Raw genomic sequence first — 17995 nt, 5'->3', positions numbered from 1 at the left:
CACCGACTTCCTGTTCACCGGCTACTACCCGGCCTGCACGTTCATGGCCTTCGTCGTGGCGGGCATGGCGGTGGGCCGCCTCGACCTCGGGGCGGCGCGCACACGGCTGGGCCTGGCCGGAGCGGGGGCCGGGTTGGCCGCGCTCGGCTACGGGGGCTCCTGGCTGCTGCTGTACCCGCTGGGGGGCCTCGACCGGCTGGTGTACGACGCCGGCCCCGACTGGCGGGGCGTCGACCCCGCGCTGATGGGGCCGATCCGCAGTTGGATGGCCGACCGGCTTTACGAGCTGCACGGTCAGGTGCCGACGGACAGCGTGTGGTGGCTGGTGGCGGCCACCCCGCACAGCGGAACCAGCTTCGAGGTCGCCGGGGCGACCGGTGTCGCGCTGCTGGTGCTGATCGTCTGCGTGGTGGTCGCCGAGAAGGCCGGGGCGCCGATCCGCCCGCTGGCCGCGGCCGGCGCGATGGCGCTCACCCTGTATGCCGGGCACATCGTGGTGATGGCGCTGTTCGACATGTCGTATGCCGACGCCGCGCCGTTCCGACTGGAGCTGTTCGTGCTCGGCTCGCTGGTGTTCGCGACGCTGTGGATGCCGCTGTTCGGCCGCGGCCCGCTGGAGTGGGCGCTGAAGTGGCTGTCCGACGTCGGCCCCCGGCTGCTGCCGCAGGACGGCGGCGGGCGGTCGGCGTGATCGGAGGTCAGGCCGGCCACCGGGGCGGGCGCTTCTCCAGGAACGCGGCGATGCCCTCGCGCGCTTCGGGTGTCTGGCTGCCGGCCGCCATCACCTCCACCGCGTAGGTGTAGGCGTCGGCTTCGGGCCGGTCGAACTGGGCGTACATCGCCTGCTTACCCAGGGCGGTGCTGCGCGGCCCGCCGCGGGTGGCGCGTTCGAGCAGGTCCCGGGTGGCCTTGTGGAGTTCACCATCGGGCACGGCCTGGTTCACCAGGCCCCACTCGGCCGCCGTCGCGGCGTCCACGGTGTCGCCGGTCAGCGCCATCTCCATGGCGCGCTTGCGGCCGACGTTGCGGGAGATCGCCACCATCGGCGTGTGGCAGAACCAGCCGCCTTTGCCGCCCGGGGCGGCGAATCCGGCGCCGTGCGCGGCGACGGCCAGATCGCAGGTGGCCACGAGTTGGCAGCCGGCGGCGGTGGCCAGCCCGTGGACCCGGGCGATGACGACCTGGGGGACGGACTGGACGGTCTGCATGAGGCGGACGCAGGTGCGCAGCAGCTCCCGGGCCTGGGCGTGGTCGGCCCCGGCGACCTCGGCGAAGTCGTGTCCGGCGCAGAACACCGGGCCGGTGGCGGCCAGGGTGACGCCGCGCGTGTCGGTCGCGGCGATCTCCTCGAACGCGGCGGTGAGCTCCCGCATGTGCGCGAGCGAGAGCGCGTTGCGGCGCTGCGGCCGGTCCATCGTGATGGTGGCATAGGCGCCGTCCCGCTCGACGAGGACGTGGTCGTGTCTCATGACGTCGACGCTACGCCCCGTGGTGCTCGGCGTCACGCCCCGCGGAGCCGGGCGGGATCGAGGGGGATCCGGCGGAGAAAAACAGTGGCGGCACCGAGGGATCGGATGACAGGATCTGCTCCTGTCGTCGAGTGGGAGCGCGGTTCAGCGACCGTGTCCCCGCTGCGGTCGCGGCGGCGATCCCTGCGGGGGTGCGGCGTGCCAGTCCTCGGTGAGGGCCGGCACGATGCCCTTCAGGCACGCGAGGACCCGCGCGTAGAGGTCGTCGGCGGTGGCCGTCTCGGGCGCGTGGCACCAGCTCCTGATGCCGGTGTGCATGGCCGCGCTGAAGGCCGCGAGGGTCAGCCGGGGCCGCAGATCGGTGCCGGGGTCCAGCCCGTGGCGCCGGGCGAGCAGGACGACGGCCCGCTCCTGGTGCTCGCTGGAGCGCCGCAGGTAGGCGGCGAGCAGCTGGGGTGAGTCGTTGCAGAGCCGGATCAGGGTCCGGTGGGCGACCAGGGCGTGGTCGTCGAGTTCGCGCCAGGTGTCGGCGAAGGCGTTGACCAGGGCATCGAAGGGGGGATCCGACTCCGGGCGGGCGGCCAGCTTGGTCCGGAAGGTCTCCTCGATCTCGTCCTGGAGGGCGAGGAGGACCTCCTCCTTGCACGGGAAGTAGCGGAACAGCGTGCGCTGGGACACGTCGGCCGCGGTCGCGATCTCCTCGGTGGTGGTCGACGCGAAGCCCTGCTCGCTGTAGAGCCGCAGAGCGGCCTCGATGAGAGCTTCGCGGGTGCGGGCCTTCTTGCGCTCGCGCAGCCCGAGGCCGTGGGTGTCGTCGGCTGCTGTGATCGTGACCACCCCCATCGCGGTGTGTGCCGTCGTCCCTGCGTGAGGGAGGATACCCGGCGTCCGGAAAAATAAGTCAGCGATTGCCACTTGTCAGTGACTGCCATAATCTGGGCCGGTGCCGGCCGGGGGCCGAGGGCGCGCGGAGCGCGCCGATCACAGGGGAAACGGGGAGACGACGACATGACCGCTACCGCAACGGACGTGGACAAGCCGCCGCCGCGCGCGCGAGGGCTGCGCGCCGGGCCCTGGGGGACGCTGCTGGCCTCGGCCTTCGGCGTGATGATGGTGGCCCTCGACGGCACGATCGTCGCCGTCGCCAACCCGGCCATCGCCCGCGACCTGGGGGCCTCGCTCGCCGAGCTGCAGTGGGTCACCCACGGCTACCTGCTCGGCCTGGCGGTCTTCCTGATCACCGCGGGCAAGCTGGGCGACCGCTTCGGCCACCGCCGGATGTATGTGATCGGCGTGATCGGCTTCGCGATCACCTCGGTCGCGATCGCGATGTCCTCGGGCGTCGCGCTGCTCATCGCGTTCCGCATCCTGCAGGGGCTGTGCGGCGCGATCATCGGCCCCGCCGCCATGGGGCTGCTGCGCTCCAACTTCCCGCCGCACATGCTCGGCCGCGCGTTCGGCGTGTTCGCCAGTCTGCTCGGCGGCGCGACCGCCGCCGGGCCGATCCTGGGCGGCGTGCTGGTGACGGCCTTCGGCTGGCACTCGGTCTTCCTGATCAACGTGCCGGTCGCCCTGGTGGCCATCGGCCTGACCGTGTGGCTCGTCGGCCCGAACCGTGCCACCGACACCGGTTCCCGGTTCGACCTGTCGGGCATCGTGCTGCTCAGCGTCGCGATCTTCGCCCTGGTGTGGGCGCTGGTCGAGGCGCCGGCCAACGGCTGGGGGAACCCGATGACGCTGGCCGCGCTCGGTGCCGCGCTGGTCTTCGGCGTCGCGTTCGTGCTGTGGGAGCGCAGGGTCGCCGACCCGCTGCTGCCGATGGGTATCTTCCGCTCGCTGCCGATCTCGATCGGCACGGTGCTGATGATCCTGATGGCCCTCGCGCTGATGGGCTCGCTGTTCTTCATCACCTTCTACCTGCAGGGTGTCAGCGGGTTGAGCCCGATGGAGACCGGGCTGCAGCTGCTGCCGCTGACGGCGATGATGGCGATCTGGGGGACACCCGCCGGGCGGCTGGTCGACCGCGTGGGCGCGCGGTTGCCGACCATCGGCGGCCTGGTCGCCTCGACCGTCGGCATGGTGATGCTGGCCCGGCTCACCCCGGACATCGGCTGGGTCTACACGTCGGTCGCGTTCATCCTGCTCGGCGTCGGCCTGAGTTTCGTCATGACCGGGGCGACGGCCGCGATCATGTCGAGTGCGCCGGTTTCGCTGGCCGGGGTCGCCTCCGGTATGCAGCAGGCCGCGATGCAGCTCGGCGGCTCGCTGGGCACCGCCGTCCTGGGGGCGGCGCTGGCGATGACGGTCTCCCGGACGCTGCCGGGGCACTTCGCCGACGAGGGGCTGCCGACACCGGGGCCGGACGAGGTGGCCGGGATGCAGAGCGCCGTCTCCCAGGGCGGGGCGGTCGTCCCGAACGGGGCGGAGGCCGAGGTGGCCGACGCCATCACCGCCGCCAGCAACCTGGCGTTCCTGGACGGTATGCACCTGTCGTTCGGGATCGCCGCCGCCGTGATGGCCGCGGCAGCCGTGCTGGCCTGGTTCATGGGCCCCAAGCCGGAGCGGGACCCCGAATCCGCCGACGGCGCGGCCGAACCCGTCGTGCACCTGTGACCCGGCGGGACCCGGGGGAGGGGACGGTCCTCCCCCGGGCGCCCGCGAATTCCCCGGGTGAATCCGGCGACGAACCTACCAGCGCCCACCCCGCCGGGGGCCGGATCGTTTCCATCCTGGCCGCATTCGGCCACCGGCGGCGCGACCCGCGCTTTTCCTCCGGGGATCCGACCGCGCGGGTGATCCGCCGTGTCGATTCCGCGCCGGTTCGGGCCGGATCAGGCCGACTCACGGCTGCGCGGGTGCGGGGTGACCAGACCGCAGTCATAGGCGAATACGACCGCCTGGGTGCGCGAGGTGAGGCGCAGTTTTCCCAGCACCCGGCTGAGATGGGCCTTGACCGTCCCCTCGCTGATCATCAGGTGCGCGGCGATCTGCCGGTTGTTCAGAGCACGGGCGACCAGGCGCAGAATCTGCAGTTCCCGGTCGGTCAACGGGGAGAGGCAGGGGTCCTCCGAAATCCGGGCCCGGGGCGGAACGGCGACGGCCGCCGTCACCAGGTGGCGGATCGTGTCGCTCTCCAGGAAGATCCGGCCCTTGGCGACACAGTCGAGCGCGTCGGCCATGACATCGGGGCAGCTGTCACGGGTGAGGATGCCGGAGGCACCGGCGTCGAGCGCGTACTGCACCTCGTGGACGCGCGTCGTCGACAGGCGCAGGACGACGTCGGTGCGGCCGCCGCTGTCGGAGCGCAGCGCCCGGGTGAGCGCGAATCCGTCGGCGTCCTCCACGTCGGCGTTCATCAGCACGACGTCGGCGCCGGAGCGCCGGGCGAGGGCGACGACGTCCGTCCCTGCCCCGGTCGCGTCGGCCAGGACGATTCCCGGGAGCTCGGCCAGCAGCGCACTGATACTGGCGCGCACGATCGTCTGCGGCTCGACTATGAGCACCCGCATTATCAGCTCCCCTGGTGCTTCAGGCGACATCGGGAGACTAGCAGCGTAGGACCGCGTGAATCATCCCCCGTACACCCCCTCCGATCGACGTAAACCCTGGCTTATTCGAGTGGTCGAAAGTCGGCGGTCGCGTGTTCGCGCCCGCGACTTGAGGGGGATGGCGGGAGCGCCCCGAGGTGCGTAACCTCGGACCGGCGGAATTCCTCTCGCGTTTTCGCCGAAATTCGGCGGACGGGTACGCGCGGCCGAATGAGGCTCGCAAGCGGTAAACCGACGGTGGATTCCCCGCCCCACGTGTGTTCGGCGAAAGCAAAGTAGAAGTAAGCGGCGGTAAATCCTTCCACCATGACCCTCCTCGACGCCTCCCCGCACGGCCCCGTCCGCTCGGGCGCCCGCGTGCTCGCCCCCGACCTCGCCCGCGGCCTCATGCTGCTGCTGATCGCCCTGGCCAACACCGGCGCCTACGTGTTCGGGCACGGCCGTGTCGCCATGGGGCACCCGCTCGACGGCACGGCCCTGGACCGGGCGGTGAACTTCGTCCTGACGATCGCCGTCGACGGCCGCGCCTACCCGCTGTTCGCCTTCCTGTTCGGCTACGGGATGGTGCAGGTCGTCCGCCGCCTGGAGACACAGGGTGCCGACCCGGCGCGGACCGCCCTCATCCTGCGCCGCCGCCACCTGTGGCTGCTGCTCTTCGGCGCGGTCCACGGGGTGCTGCTGTTCAGCGGCGACATCCTCGGCACCTACGGCGCGGCCGGACTGGTCGTGGCCGGCCTGCTGCTGTTCCGCCGCGAACGCACCCTGTACGTGTGGTCAGCGGTGCTGCTCGCCGTCAGCGCGCTGTTCTACTCGCTGATCGCGCTGCTGGTCGGCCTCATGGAGTTCCTCGGAGTCGACGACGGCGCGGACATCGCCGCGGCCGCCGCACTGCCCTCGGCCGCGACCACCGATCCGCTGGCCGCGCCGCTGCTGCGGCTTCAAGAGTGGCCCATGGGGGTGCTGGAGGGGCTCGTGATGGCCGTGCTGCCCGCGATGCTGCTCGGTGTCGTCGCCGCCCGGCACCGGCTGCTGGAGGACCCCGCGCGCCACCGGCGGACCCTGCGCACGGTGGCCGGGGTGGGCTTCGCCGTGTCCCTGCTCGGCGGGCTGCCCGCCGCACTGGCCGCCGCGGGGGTGATCGGTGCGGGTCCCTCGGCGGAGATGTGGATGTTCGTCCTGCACCGGGTCACCGGGCTCGGTGGCGGACTGGCGTTCGCGGCCCTGTTCGGCCTGCTCGCCCACCGGCTGAAGCACCGGCGCGGCCTGGTCACCAACGCACTCGCCGCCACCGGCAAGCGCTCACTGACCTGCTACCTGGCGCAGTCGGTGGTCTTCGCCCCGCTGCTGTCGGCGTGGGGTTTCGGCCTGGGAGCGCGGCTGGACAGCGCCGGGCTCGCACTGTTCGCCGTCGGCACCTGGCTGCTGACGGTCGGCATCGCGGTCTCCTACGAACACGCCGGGAAGCGGGGGCCGGCCGAGGCACTGCTGCGCGGCCGCGTCTACCGCTGACACGACACCCCCTCGCCTCGGCGGTCCCGGCGAGGCGGGCGTCAGCGGCCGACCGCGGTCGCGAGGCGGGCGCGGACCTCGTCGCCGTCGAGGAAGTCGTCGATCACGGCCACGGGGACCCCGACGTCGCCCAGCTCGGCGGCGAGCTCGCCCGACGTCATGACCACGTCGGCGCCTGCCGCCGCACCCCGTGCCGTCCAGATGTCGGCGACCTCGATCTCGGCGTCCAGGCCCAGGTCGTGCGCTGCCTTTTCGATGTTGCCGGTGAGGATCACGCTGGTGCCGATCCCCATACCGCACACGGCGAGGATCTTCATCTTCTCCGGGACTCCTCTCTCAGGACTCCTCGTACTCGGCGATGAGGGCGTGCACCTGCTCGGGCCGCTCGGAGCCGCGCAGCTTCTCCTGCCGGTCGCGGTCGGCGAGGATCCGTGCGAGCCGGGACAGCGCCGAGGAGTGTGCGTCGTGGTCGACGGCCGCGAGACCGATGACCAGGTGGACGGGGTCGTTCTGGGGGTGGCCGAACTTCACCGGGGAGGCGAGCCCGGCCCAGGACAGGCCGGTGCGCAGGACCGCGGGGGAGGGGCGGGCGTGGGCCAGCGCCAGGCCGGGGGTGATGACGATGTAGGGGCCGTACTCGTCGACGGCCTCCAGCATCTGGCGTACGTAGTCCTCGGTGGTGACGCCGGTGGCCACGAGGAGCTCGCCCGACGTGCGGATGGCGCCCCGCCAGTCGGCGACGTGGACCGTGGTCATGATGGCCTCGACCGGCAGCAGCCGGGAGAGCGGCGGTTCCGTCATGGACACCTCCTGATGACGAGTCCCGGTACGGCGCGTGCGCGCGGCAGGGGGTCCCGGTTCAACGCTATGCCGCGGACGCCCGAATGTAACGTAAGCCACTCTCCTATGTCGTGGTCGGGTTCGTCCGGATTCTCCGCGGCGCGGCCGATAGCGTCGTGCCATTCGGCGCCGCCCGCTGCACGCGGGGCGGCGTTGTCGTCGGGCCGGCGCGTGACGGACGGAAGGCGGAACATGGGACCCTGCGACCTGATCTTCGACGCTGATGACACCTTGTGGGAGGAGACGCTCTTCTTCGTGCGGGCGACGGACGCATTCGTCGACTACCTCGATCATCCCACGCTGTCCCCGGACGAGGTGCGCCGGATCCTGGACGACATCGAACGCGACAACTCCGCCGCCCACGGCTACGGGGCCGCCGTCTTCGAACAGAGCCTGGTGGAGTGCCTGGAGCGGCTTCGGCCCGAGGCCCCGGTGACCGACGCCGACCGCGAGGTCCTGCGGTCCTTCCGCGAGATCATCACGGACCGCCGACTGGAGCTCATCGCCGGTGTCGAGGAGACCCTGCACGCCCTGGTCGGCCGCCACCGGCTGTTCCTGCTCACCAAGGGCCACGAGGGGATGCAGCGCCGCAAGATCGAGGAGTCGGGCCTGGCACCGCTGTTCGCCGGGATCGGGATCGTGCCGGAGAAGGACCGGCGGGCCTACGACGACTTCGCCGCGGCCGAAGGACTGGACCGCGCCGCCACCTGGATGATCGGCAACTCCCCGAAGTCCGACATCCTGCCGGCGCTCAAGGCCGGCATGGGCGCGGTATTCGTCCCCCATCCGATGACCTGGACGCTGGAACAGGACGAACTGCCCGCGAACCACGACCGGTTCCACACCGTCAGCCCCATCGGCCGCTTGACGGAGATCTTCTAGACGTCGTTCGACGTCGCCCTGCGGCTCCCGGCGGGGCGGTCCTCGGCGCCGTCGGGGCGTGATCCGCGGAACACGCCCTACCCCCAGTCGTCGCCGCCCGGTGCCTGCGTCCCCTTGGGACGGTTGATGTGCGCGGCCGTCCGCTCGCGGTGGCCCAGCGCGTCGCTGGTGGTGCGGGTGCCCGCGCGCATCAGGCGGCGGGCGTCGTCGGCCGCGGCGCGGGCCGCCTCCGGTGTGGCCGTGCGGCGGGCCGCGGGCTGCTCCCCGGGCATCCCGATGTCCTCGGGAAGCCCGGCGCGGCCCACGATCCGCAGCTGGGCGGCTTCCTGGGAGACCGAGGGGCGGATGTCGCCGGTCGGCGTCTTCCAGCTGCGGAGCCGGTGTTCCAGCCACTCGATTCCCTGGTAGCCCTCGCCGCGCGGCCACGGGGCGCCGTCGTGGCGGTGGCTGAGGGCGTGCAGCAGGTCGGCGATCGACCAGCCCGCGGCGAAGAACCGGGCGGCCTCGTCGCGCAGGCCGGGGAAGTCCACCCCCCGCAGGGAGGGGTCGCGGTGACGCAGCAGTTCACAGGCCCGGTGCACGTCACTGCGGGTGTGCCGGGGCAGGGTCAGCGGGTCGGGCTCGCCGGTGGCCAGCAGCGCGTCGTCCACGGTGACGACGACGCCTCCGGACCCGCGGTTCTCCCAGATGCTCACCTGGTCGCGCGGCCAGCCCTGGGACTCGACCAGTGCGGCGGCCAGACGGCGCAGGTCGATCCCGTCGTCGTCCGACGTGATCCGGAACTCGGCCATCGGTCCCCTCGCTCGGCTGCGCCGTCTGGTGGTCGGTGTCGTCGCCGGTGGGGGACGTCGCGGTGCGGGTCCGGCCCCGGCCCTCCCAGGCTAGCCGCCCTTCCCGGCAGCAGGGTGCGCGGCATTGGAGGGACCTCCAGAGTCCGGGCGGGTGGTTCGTGCCCCTCTACGAAGTGTCCTGGTTTCAGGTCACGAGTCAGTGCATGTCGGTGAATCATGCGTCAGATGGGTACGATGTCGTCCGATCGACATCGCATGACCTGGATCACCGTCGAATCTCCGACACCACGAAGGTGCCCTGTGCCCGACTCCGTATTGGCCTCCGCGCCCGACACGGCGGCGTCCAACGCGTCGCTGCGCGCGTATCTGCATGGACTCCCCGGTGTGGACGAGGTGGGCGCGCGGGCCCGCGCCGCCGACCTGTCCACGCGTTCGATCAAGACCACCGCCAAGGCCCAGGCGATCGACCTGGCGATCCGCATGGTCGACCTGACGACGCTGGAGGGCGCCGACACCCCCGGCAAGGTGCGCGCGCTGAGCGCGAAGGCGGTGCGGCCCGATCCCGCCGACCCGACCGCCCCGAGTGCCGCGGCCGTGTGCGTCTACCCCGACCTGGTCGCGGTGGCCGTCGATGCGCTCGCCGGGACGGGCGTGGGAGTGGCCTCGGTCGCGACGGCGTTCCCGGCCGGACGGGCACCGCTGGAAGCCAAGCTCGCCGACACCCGCCAGGCGGTCGCCGACGGCGCCACCGAGATCGACATGGTGATCGACCGCGGTGCGTTCCTCGCCGGCGACTACCGCAAGGTCGTCGAGGAGATCGCCGCCGTCAAGGAGGCCTGCGGCGGCGCCCACCTCAAGGTCATCCTGGAGACCGGCGAGCTGGCCACCTACGACAACGTGCGGCGCGCCTCCTGGCTGGCGATCCACGCCGGGGCCGACTTCATCAAGACCTCGACCGGCAAGATCGCGCCCGCCGCCACCCTGCCGGTCACCCTGATCATGCTGGAGGCGGTCCGCGACCACCACGCGGCCACCGGGCACCGCGTCGGCGTCAAACCGGCCGGCGGCATCCGCACCACCAAGGACGCCATCCGCAACCTCGTCCTGGTCAACGAGGTCGCCGGCGCGGCGTGGCTGGACCCGGACCACTTCCGCCTCGGGGCCTCCAGCCTGCTCAACGACCTGCTGATGCAGCGCACCAAGCTGACCACCGGCAGCTACCCCGGCCCCGACTACTACACGCTGGACTGAGAGGCCGAGCAGTGGCAGAGCAGATCCTTTCCTACGCCCCGGCGCCCGAGTCGCGCGCCGTCGTCTCGCTGCGGTCGACCTACGAGCCGTTCATCGACGGCGAGTTCGCTCCCGCCCAGACCGGCGAGTACCTGGCCACCGTCAACCCGGCCGACGAGGAGCCGCTGGCCGAGGTCGCCGTGTGCGGTGACGCCGACGTCGACCGCGCCATGGCGGCGGCCCGGCGCGCCTTCGAGACGGTGTGGGGGCCGATGCCCGGCGCCGAGCGCGGCAAGTACCTCTTCCGCATCGCCCGCATCCTGCAGGAGCGCTCCCGCGAGCTGGCGGTGCTGGAGACGCTGGACAACGGCAAGCCGATCAAGGAGACCCGCGACGTCGACCTGCCGCTGGTCGCCGCGCACTTCTTCTACCACGCGGGGTGGGCCGACAAGCTCGCCTACGCCGGTGTCGGCCCCGATCCGCGGCCGCTCGGCGTGGCCGCACAGGTCATCCCGTGGAACTTCCCCCTGCTGATGCTGGCCTGGAAGATCGCCCCCGCGCTGGCCGCGGGCAACACGGTGGTGCTCAAACCGGCCGAGACCACCCCGCTGTCCGCCCTGGTCTTCGCGGAGATCTGCCAGGAGGCGGAGCTGCCGCCCGGCGTCGTCAACATCGTCACCGGAGCCGGTGAGACCGGCCGCCACCTGGTCGCCCACCCCGGGGCCGACAAGGTCGCCTTCACCGGGTCCACCGCCGTGGGCCGGGAGATCGCCCGCGCCGTCGCCGGGACCGGCAAGAAGCTGGGCCTGGAGCTCGGCGGCAAGGGCGCCAACATCGTCTACGACGACGCCGCCCTGGACCAGGCGGTCGAGGGCATCGTCACCGGCATCTTCTTCAACCAGGGGCACGTGTGCTGCGCGGGCTCGCGGCTGCTGGTGCAGGAATCCATCGCCGAGGAGCTGCTGGAGCGGCTCAAGGCGCGCGTCGAGCGGCTGCGGCTCGGTGACCCGCTGGACAAGAACACCGACATCGGCGCCATCAACTCCGCCGACCAGCTCGCCCGGATCACCGACCTGGCCCGGGCCGGTGCCGACGAAGGCGCCGAACGCTGGTCCCCCGCCTGCGAGCTGCCCGAACGCGGCTACTGGTTCAGGCCCACCGTCTTCACCGGCGTCACCCAGGCGCACCGGATCGCACGCGAGGAGATCTTCGGACCGGTGCTGTCCGTGCTGACCTTCCGCACCCCGGACGAGGCCGTGACCAAGGCCAACAACACCCCCTACGGCCTGTCCGCCGGTGTGTGGACCGAGAAGGGGTCGCGCATGCTCTGGACCGTGGAACGCCTGCGCGCCGGAGTGGTGTGGTCCAACACGTTCAACAAGTTCGACCCGACGAGCCCGTTCGGCGGCTACAAGGAATCCGGCTACGGCCGGGAGGGCGGACGCCACGGACTGGAGGGTTACCTTGTCTGAACAGCGCCTCGCGGTTCGCAAGACCTACAAGCTCTACGTCGGCGGGGCGTTCCCCCGTTCGGAATCGGGCAGGAGCTATGCGGTGACCTCGGCACAGGGCGACCACCTCGGCAACGCGAGCATGGCCTCCCGCAAGGACGCCCGCGACGCCGTCGTCGCTGCGCGCGCGGCGTTCGGCGGCTGGTCCGGGCGGACCGCCTACAACAGGGGACAGATCCTCTACCGCGTCGCGGAGATGATGGAGGGCCGCCGCGCCCAGTTCGCCGCCGACATCATCGCCGCCGACGGGGTCGGCCGGGCCAAGGCCGAGACACTGGTGTCGGCCGCCATCGACCGCTGGGTCTACCACGCCGGGTGGGCCGACAAGTTCCAGCAGGTCATCGGCGGCACCAACCCCGTCTCCGGGCCGTACTCCAACCAGTCGGCCCCCGAGCCCACCGGTGTCGTCGCCGTCATCGCGCCCCAGGACGCGCCGCTCCTCGGCCTGGTGTCGGTCATCGCGCCGGTCATCGCGACCGGCAACACCGCCGTGGTCGTGGCCAGTGAACGCGCCCCGCTGCCGGCCGTGTCCCTGGCCGAGGCACTGGCCACCTCCGACCTGCCCGGCGGCGTGGTCAACATCCTCACCGGCCGCACCGCCGAGCTCGCCCCGCCGCTGGCCGCCCACGCCGACGTCAACGCCCTCGACCTGACCGGCGCCGGCGACCTCGCGGCCGAGCTGGAGTCGAGCGCCGCCACCACCCTCAAGCGGGTGCTGCGGCCCACCGACGGCACCGACTGGCTGGCGGACCCCGGCATCGGCCGACTCAAGCCCTTCCTGGAGATCAAGACGGTCTGGCACCCGGTCGGGATCTGACCGGAGCCGACCGGCCCGACGACGAAGCGGGAGACAGCGGTGGTGGATCGACGGACAGCCGAACCGGCGGCCGCGGCGAGCGGCGCCGACGTCGCGCTGCTCCGCCTCGACGAGGACACACCCGCGGTGCGGCGGGCGCGCGCGGCCGTGCTCAAGATGCGGCTCGCCCCGGGGCAGCGCCGCTTCGCGCGCGACGCCGTGGAGGCGCTGCCGCGCGCCGACGCCGATCCCCACCGCACCCCCTTCGCCGTGCTGCACACCGGACGACCGGTCGGGTTCGGCATCCTCGACCGGCGCGGGATCCTCGCCGAGCTCACCGACGCCCCGGGGCGGGCCCTGCTGCTGCGGGCGTTCTACCTCGCCCCCGAATGGCAGGGCCGGGGCATCGGCCGCGCCGCCTGCGCCGCCCTCGACCCGCTTGCGCGGGCGGTCGCCCCCGACGCCCGCGAGATCCTGCTGACCGTGAACGAGGACAATCCCCCCGCCATCCGCTCCTACCTCGCCGGAGGCTTCGAACGGACCGGGCGGCGCTATCTCGGCGGCGACGCGGGACCGCAGCAGGTCATGCGCCGCCCCATCCACTGACGTATCCGCAGTTCTCCAGATGACAAAAGGTTCCACCCCCCTGGGCGGTTCGGCATTGCCCCAACGGGCGGCGACGGGAAAAGATCGCCCCGTGGGCCCTTCCGCCTACCACTGTGACCGTGAGGAGAAACAGCAGTGAGTACCGACCCCAAGCAGATGGCCCAGAAGGCAGCCGAGGAGCTGCGCTCGCGGACCGGCGTCACGGCCTACGACGCCGCGCTCGTCATGGGCTCGGGCTGGGCCCCCGCCGCCGACCTGCTCGGCGACGCCGACGACGAGTTCCCCTCCGTCGACCTGCCCGGCTTCCTGCCGCCCGCCGTCCAGGGGCACAGCGGCACCGTCCGCAGCGTCGCCCGCGGCGACAAGAAGCTGCTGGTCTTCCTCGGCCGCACCCACCTGTACGAGGGCCACGGCCCCGACGCCGTGGCGCACGGCGTGCGCACCGCGGTCGCGGCGGGCGCCTCCACGGTCATCCTGACCAACGCCGCCGGGTCGCTCGATCCGAAGGTCGGGGTCGGCACCCCCGTGCTCATCGCCGACCACCTCAACCTCACCACCCGCAGCCCGCTCACCGGTGCGACCTTCGTCGACCTCTCCCGGACCTACAGCGCGCGGCTGCGCGACCTGGCCAAGGAGGCGGAGCCGTCGCTGAGCGAGGGCGTGTACGCGGCCATGCCCGGCCCGCACTTCGAGACCCCGGCCGAGATCCGGATGCTCCGCTCCCTGGGCGCCGACCTGGTGGGCATGTCCACCGTCCTGGAGGCGATCGCCGCCCGTGAGCTGGGGGCCGAGGTTCTGGGGATCTCCCTGGTCACCAACATCGCCGCGGGACTGGAGGGCGCCGACCTCGACCACCAGGAGGTGCTGGCCGCCGGACGCCGCTCCGCCGGCGACGTCGGCGCACTCCTCGCGGCCGTCACCGACAAGCTCTGACCCTGGCCGACCCCTCCCCCCGTTGATCGCGGGGATATCGACCGAATACCGGCGAGTATGAGGTCGATACCCCCGAGATCATCGAGGAAAGGGCGGGTCGTTCGGAAGGACGTGGAGACCATGGGCGCATCGCACCGTGAGCAGGCCGAGGCCTGGCTGCAACAGGACCCCGACCCGCAGACCCGCGACGAGCTGAAGGCCATCCTCGACGCCGGCGACGAGGCCGCCCTGGCCGACCGCTTCGGCGCCCGGCTGGAGTTCGGCACGGCCGGGCTGCGCGGTGCGCTGGGCGCCGGGCCGAACCGGATGAACAGGGTCACCGTCATGCGCGCCGCCGCCGGGGTGGCCCGGTGGCTGGGGGCGGGCCGGTGCGCGGTCATCGGCTACGACGCCCGCCACCGCTCCGCCGACTTCGCCGAGGACACCGCGGCCGTGCTCACCGGGGCCGGGTGCACCGCCCTGGTACTGCCCCGGCCGCTGCCCACCCCCGTCCTGGCCTACGCGGTGCGCGCGCTGGGGGCCGACGCCGGGATCATGGTGACGGCCAGCCACAACCCGCCGCAGGACAACGGCTACAAGGTCTACGTCGGCGGCGAGGGGCCGGACGCCGGCAGCCAGATCGTCGCTCCGGCCGACGCCGAGATCTCCGCCGCGATCGACGCCGTCGGCCCCGTCGACGAGCTCAAGCTCGGCGGCGGCTGGACCGTCGTCGACGAGGAGATCGTCGACCGGTACCTGGACGCCGTCGGCGCGCTGCCGCTCGGCTCGGACCGGGACGTGTCCGTCACCTACACACCCCTGCACGGGGTCGGGGCGTCGACCCTGGTGACGGCGTTCGAGCGGGTCGGCTTCCCGGCGCCGGGCCTCGTGCTGGAGCAGGCGGACCCCGACCCGGACTTCCCGACCGTGGAGTTCCCCAACCCCGAGGAGCCGGGCGCCATGGACCTCGCCCTGGCCGCCGGCCGCGCCCACGGCAGCGACCTCGTCATCGCCAACGACCCCGACGCCGACCGGGTCGCGGTGGCGATCCCGGGGCACGGGCTGCTCACCGGCGACGAGGTCGGCGGGCTGCTGGCCGAGTACACCCTGCGGCACACCGAGGGGCACGACCGGGTGGTGGCCACCACGATCGTGTCGGCCGGGCTGCTGCCCAAGATCGCCGCGGACTACGGGGTGCGCTGCGAGGAGACGCTGACCGGCTTCAAGTGGCTGGCCCGCGCGGGCGGCCCCGGGGAGCGCAACGTCTTCTGCTACGAGGAGGCGCTGGGCTACTGCCTGGGCGGGGACAGCTCCCGGCCGGTGGCGGACAAGGACGGCATCGGCGCGGCCCTGGCCGTGGCCGCGATGGCCGCCGAGGCCAAGCGCGACGGCGGCCGCACCCTCCTCGACCTGCTCGACGACCAGGCCCGCCGCTACGGCCTGCACCGCACCGCCCAGGTCGCGGTGCGGGTGAGCGACCTGTCCCTGCTGACGTCCACCATGCGCCGCTTGCGCGCCGAACCCCCGCGCGCCTTCGGCACCCTGGAGGTCGAGGAGGTCGAGGACTTCGCCGAGGGCCGCGACGGCCTGCCGCCCACCGACGCCCTGCGCTACCGCCTCGGCGGCCCGGCCCGCGCCCGCGTCACCCTGCGCCCCTCGGGCACCGAACCCAAGCTCAAGGCCTACCTGGAGGTCATCCTCCCCGTGGAGGGCGAGCCCGCCGACACCCGCGTCAAGGCCGACGCCCGCATCGGGGAGCTGAGGCAAGCGGTCCGGCGTCTGTTCCCGCAGGTCTCCGAGAACGCCTAGTTCTTGTCGGGGTGGGTCACGGCTTCAATGGTGAGAAGGTGCTCCAGTCCGCGGAAATCCTTCGGATTGACCGTGTACAGGGGAACCCGGTGAGAGATCGCGATGCACGCGATGAGCAGATCCGCGATCCGGCGCCGCGGGTCGCGTCCGGCTGGCCGTGTGGCCGCCCAAACCGCCCCATACTCTCGCGCGGCGTCACTGTCGAACGGAATCGGATCAAACGCCGACTCGGCCCACTGCAGGATGCTGAGGCGTTTGGCCATTTGGCTTGGGGATGAGGTGATCATGGGGCCGATGGAGAGCTCGGCAAGGGTGATCGAGGAGATCGTGACCCGTTCGGGAAGCTCGTCGGCATTGACCGCACCCCACAGCACGACAACGTTGGTGTCGATGAGTCCGATGGGGTGCGTCATCCTGCCGCTTCTTCTTCCTCGGTGAATTCCCCCCGGCGGTGGGCCCTGTCGTACGGGTCGTAGAAGGGGTCAGAGTCGATGTACTGGTCGATTTCGCCGCGAAGATCTCCGTATTCCGTATCTGGAATCTTCTTCGCTATGGCTGCGAACTCTGCGCGTGTGATGTAGGTACGGCGCTGGCGGGCCGGTGTCAGATTGCCGATGTGCTGACCGTTCCTTGTGACAGAGAACCGCTGGCCCTGTTCGACCGCATCCATGATTTCGGCGGATCGCTGGCGCAGGTCGCGCTGGGAAATCTCACGCGGACTCTCACCTGGACTCGGTGACTGTGTCTCCACGTGACATAGCGTGCCACCCGTGCCACCGCCCGGAAAGCGGGTCGCTGAGATCGGCCCCCGACATCAGCCGATCCGGTCGATGACCAGGGGGAGGCGGGTGTCCTCGCCGTCCAGGGTGACGGCGTCGGTGAGGGATTCGGCGGCGCGGTCGAAGCGGGCGGGGTCGTCGGTGTGCAGGGTGAACAGGGGCCGACCCACGCGGACATGGTCGCCGGGTTCGGCGTGGAGGGTGACACCCGCGCCCGGGGACACCGGGTCCTCCTTGCGGGCGCGGCCGGCACCCAGGCGCCAGGCGGCCATGCCGACCGCGTGGGCGTCGAGCCGGGTGAGGGTGCCCGAGGCCGGGGCCAGGATCTCCCGGCGTTCGGCGGCCACCGGGAGCGGGGCGTCGGGGTCGCCGCCCTGGGCGCGGATCATCCGGCGCCAGGCGTCCATGGCCGACCCGTCGCGCAGGGCGTCGGCGGGGTCCTTGGCACCGGGCAGGCCGGCGGCCGCGAGCATCTCGCGGCCCAGCCTCACGGTGAGTTCGACGACGTCGTCCGGGCCGCCGCCGGCCAGGACCTCCAGGGCCTCGGCGACCTCCAGGGCGTTGCCGACCTGCCGGCCCAGCGGCGCGTCCATCGCGGTGAGCAGGGCGACCGTGCGGACACCGTTGTCATTGCCGATGTCGACCATGGTCCGGGCGAGCTCCCGGGCCGATTCGGTGTCCTTCATGAACGCGCCGGAGCCGACCTTGACGTCGAGCACCAGCGAGCCCGTGCCCTCCGCGAGTTTCTTGGACATGATGGAGCCGGCGATCAGCGGGATGGACTCGACGGTCCCGGTGACGTCGCGCAGCGCATAGAGCTTCCGGTCGGCCGGGGCCAGGCCGGCGCCCGCCGCGCAGATCACCCCGCCGACATCGGTGAGCGAGCGGCGCATCTCGGCGGGGGACAGCTCGGCCCGCCACCCGGGGATCGACTCCAGCTTGTCCAGGGTGCCGCCGGTGTGCCCGAGCCCGCGGCCGGACAGCTGCGGCACGGCGGCGCCGCACGCGGCGACCGCGGGCGTGAGCGGCAGCGTGATCTTGTCGCCGACCCCGCCGGTGGAGTGCTTGTCGGTGGTGGGCCGCGGCAGGTCGGAGAAGTCCAGCCGGTCGCCGGAGCCCAGCATCGCCGCGGTCCACCTACTCACCTCGGCGCGCGTCATGCCGCGCCACACGATCGCCATGTTCAGCGCCGCCATCTGCTCCTCGGCGATGGCCCCGCGCGTGTAGGCGTCGATCACCCAGTCGATCTGCCCCGGCTGCAGTTCACCGCCGTCGCGCTTGGTGACGATGATGTCGATGACGTCCATGGCGTC

19 protein-coding genes are annotated in these 17995 nt (G+C 72.2%); 10 read left to right on the top strand and 9 right to left on the bottom strand.

Going from position 1 to position 17995, the window contains the following annotated elements; translation table 11 throughout:
* The coding region (locus HNR23_RS26215; protein ID WP_184080986.1) for a DUF418 domain-containing protein at positions 1-691 on the top strand (691 nt) is incomplete at its 5' end.
* 7 nt (positions 692-698) lie between these two features.
* Here HNR23_RS26215 and HNR23_RS26210 read toward each other — a convergent pair.
* Positions 699-1469: an enoyl-CoA hydratase-related protein gene (locus HNR23_RS26210; protein WP_184080985.1), complete on the bottom strand. Its 771-nt coding sequence runs from the start codon at positions 1467-1469 to the stop codon at positions 699-701.
* A gap of 144 nt (positions 1470-1613) precedes the next feature.
* The gene (locus tag HNR23_RS26205; protein WP_184080983.1) at positions 1614-2306 is read right to left on the bottom strand and encodes a TetR family transcriptional regulator; all 693 of its coding nucleotides are present in this window, start codon (positions 2304-2306) and stop codon (positions 1614-1616) included.
* 171 nt (positions 2307-2477) lie between these two features.
* On the opposite strand from HNR23_RS26205, the gene HNR23_RS26200 reads away from it, so the two are divergent.
* Positions 2478-4082 carry an MFS transporter gene (locus tag HNR23_RS26200; RefSeq protein ID WP_184080981.1) on the top strand — a complete coding sequence of 535 codons (1605 nt, stop codon included), beginning with the start codon at positions 2478-2480 and terminating at the stop codon, positions 4080-4082.
* Positions 4083-4300: 218 nt separating this feature from the next.
* Here HNR23_RS26200 and HNR23_RS26195 read toward each other — a convergent pair whose 3' ends face one another.
* Positions 4301-4978, bottom strand: a complete 678-nt coding sequence (locus tag HNR23_RS26195; protein WP_184080978.1) for a LuxR C-terminal-related transcriptional regulator — start codon at positions 4976-4978, stop codon at positions 4301-4303.
* Between the two features lie 345 nt (positions 4979-5323).
* Here HNR23_RS26195 and HNR23_RS26190 point away from each other — a divergent pair, with 345 nt between their 5' ends.
* On the top strand, positions 5324-6526 hold the full coding sequence (locus HNR23_RS26190; RefSeq protein WP_184080977.1) for a DUF418 domain-containing protein: 1203 nt from the start codon (positions 5324-5326) through the stop codon (positions 6524-6526).
* Between the two features lie 41 nt (positions 6527-6567).
* On the opposite strand, the gene HNR23_RS26185 is transcribed toward HNR23_RS26190, so the two are convergent.
* Positions 6568-6843, bottom strand: coding sequence for a PTS sugar transporter subunit IIB (locus HNR23_RS26185; protein ID WP_184080975.1), 276 nt, complete (start codon positions 6841-6843; stop codon positions 6568-6570).
* A gap of 19 nt (positions 6844-6862) precedes the next feature.
* The gene (locus HNR23_RS26180; RefSeq protein ID WP_184080973.1) at positions 6863-7327 is read right to left on the bottom strand and encodes a PTS sugar transporter subunit IIA; all 465 of its coding nucleotides are present in this window, start codon (positions 7325-7327) and stop codon (positions 6863-6865) included.
* Between the two features lie 231 nt (positions 7328-7558).
* Between HNR23_RS26180 and HNR23_RS26175 the strand changes: the two genes are divergently transcribed.
* Positions 7559-8248 carry an HAD family hydrolase gene (locus HNR23_RS26175; RefSeq protein ID WP_184080971.1) on the top strand — a complete coding sequence of 230 codons (690 nt, stop codon included), beginning with the start codon at positions 7559-7561 and terminating at the stop codon, positions 8246-8248.
* Positions 8249-8325: 77 nt separating this feature from the next.
* On the opposite strand, the gene HNR23_RS26170 is transcribed toward HNR23_RS26175, so the two are convergent.
* Positions 8326-9039 (bottom strand): hypothetical protein, encoded by a 714-nt coding sequence (locus HNR23_RS26170; RefSeq protein ID WP_184080969.1) that lies wholly within the window; start codon positions 9037-9039, stop codon positions 8326-8328.
* 255 nt (positions 9040-9294) lie between these two features.
* Between HNR23_RS26170 and deoC the strand changes: the two genes are divergently transcribed.
* The 6 genes from deoC (at position 9295) to HNR23_RS26140 (ending at position 15903) form a co-directional block, all read left to right on the top strand.
* On the top strand, positions 9295-10290 hold the full coding sequence (gene deoC, locus HNR23_RS26165; RefSeq protein WP_184080967.1) for a deoxyribose-phosphate aldolase: 996 nt from the start codon (positions 9295-9297) through the stop codon (positions 10288-10290).
* 11 nt (positions 10291-10301) lie between these two features.
* Positions 10302-11741 (top strand): aldehyde dehydrogenase family protein, encoded by a 1440-nt coding sequence (locus HNR23_RS26160; protein WP_184080965.1) that lies wholly within the window; start codon positions 10302-10304, stop codon positions 11739-11741.
* Positions 11734-12597, top strand: coding sequence for an aldehyde dehydrogenase family protein (locus tag HNR23_RS26155; RefSeq protein ID WP_184080963.1), 864 nt, complete (start codon positions 11734-11736; stop codon positions 12595-12597). The genes HNR23_RS26160 and HNR23_RS26155 overlap by 8 nt, the downstream gene beginning before the upstream one ends.
* Before the next feature lie 42 nt (positions 12598-12639).
* Positions 12640-13182: a GNAT family N-acetyltransferase gene (locus HNR23_RS26150; RefSeq protein WP_343070792.1), complete on the top strand. Its 543-nt coding sequence runs from the start codon at positions 12640-12642 to the stop codon at positions 13180-13182.
* 156 nt (positions 13183-13338) lie between these two features.
* Positions 13339-14115: a purine-nucleoside phosphorylase gene (locus HNR23_RS26145; RefSeq protein ID WP_221308991.1), complete on the top strand. Its 777-nt coding sequence runs from the start codon at positions 13339-13341 to the stop codon at positions 14113-14115.
* A gap of 120 nt (positions 14116-14235) precedes the next feature.
* The gene (locus HNR23_RS26140) at positions 14236-15903 is read left to right on the top strand and encodes a phospho-sugar mutase (protein ID WP_184080959.1); all 1668 of its coding nucleotides are present in this window, start codon (positions 14236-14238) and stop codon (positions 15901-15903) included.
* On the opposite strand, the gene HNR23_RS26135 is transcribed toward HNR23_RS26140, so the two are convergent.
* From HNR23_RS26135 to HNR23_RS26125, 3 genes are all read right to left on the bottom strand, one after another.
* On the bottom strand, positions 15900-16316 hold the full coding sequence (locus tag HNR23_RS26135; RefSeq protein ID WP_184080957.1) for a type II toxin-antitoxin system VapC family toxin: 417 nt from the start codon (positions 16314-16316) through the stop codon (positions 15900-15902). The two genes, HNR23_RS26140 and HNR23_RS26135, sit on opposite strands and share 4 nt — an antisense overlap.
* On the bottom strand, positions 16313-16654 hold the full coding sequence (locus tag HNR23_RS26130) for a type II toxin-antitoxin system Phd/YefM family antitoxin (RefSeq protein ID WP_343070790.1): 342 nt from the start codon (positions 16652-16654) through the stop codon (positions 16313-16315). Before HNR23_RS26130 ends, HNR23_RS26135 begins: the two co-directional genes overlap by 4 nt.
* 63 nt (positions 16655-16717) lie before the next feature.
* Positions 16718-17989 carry a thymidine phosphorylase gene (locus HNR23_RS26125; RefSeq protein WP_184080955.1) on the bottom strand — a complete coding sequence of 424 codons (1272 nt, stop codon included), beginning with the start codon at positions 17987-17989 and terminating at the stop codon, positions 16718-16720.
* Positions 17990-17995: the final 6 nt, after the last annotated feature.

It is taken from the genome of Nocardiopsis mwathae (assembly GCF_014201195.1).
Lineage (GTDB): Bacteria > Actinomycetota > Actinomycetes > Streptosporangiales > Streptosporangiaceae > Nocardiopsis_C > Nocardiopsis_C mwathae.
Note: the sequence above shows the minus strand (reverse complement) of the source record. Positions and strands in the feature narration are given on the sequence as shown.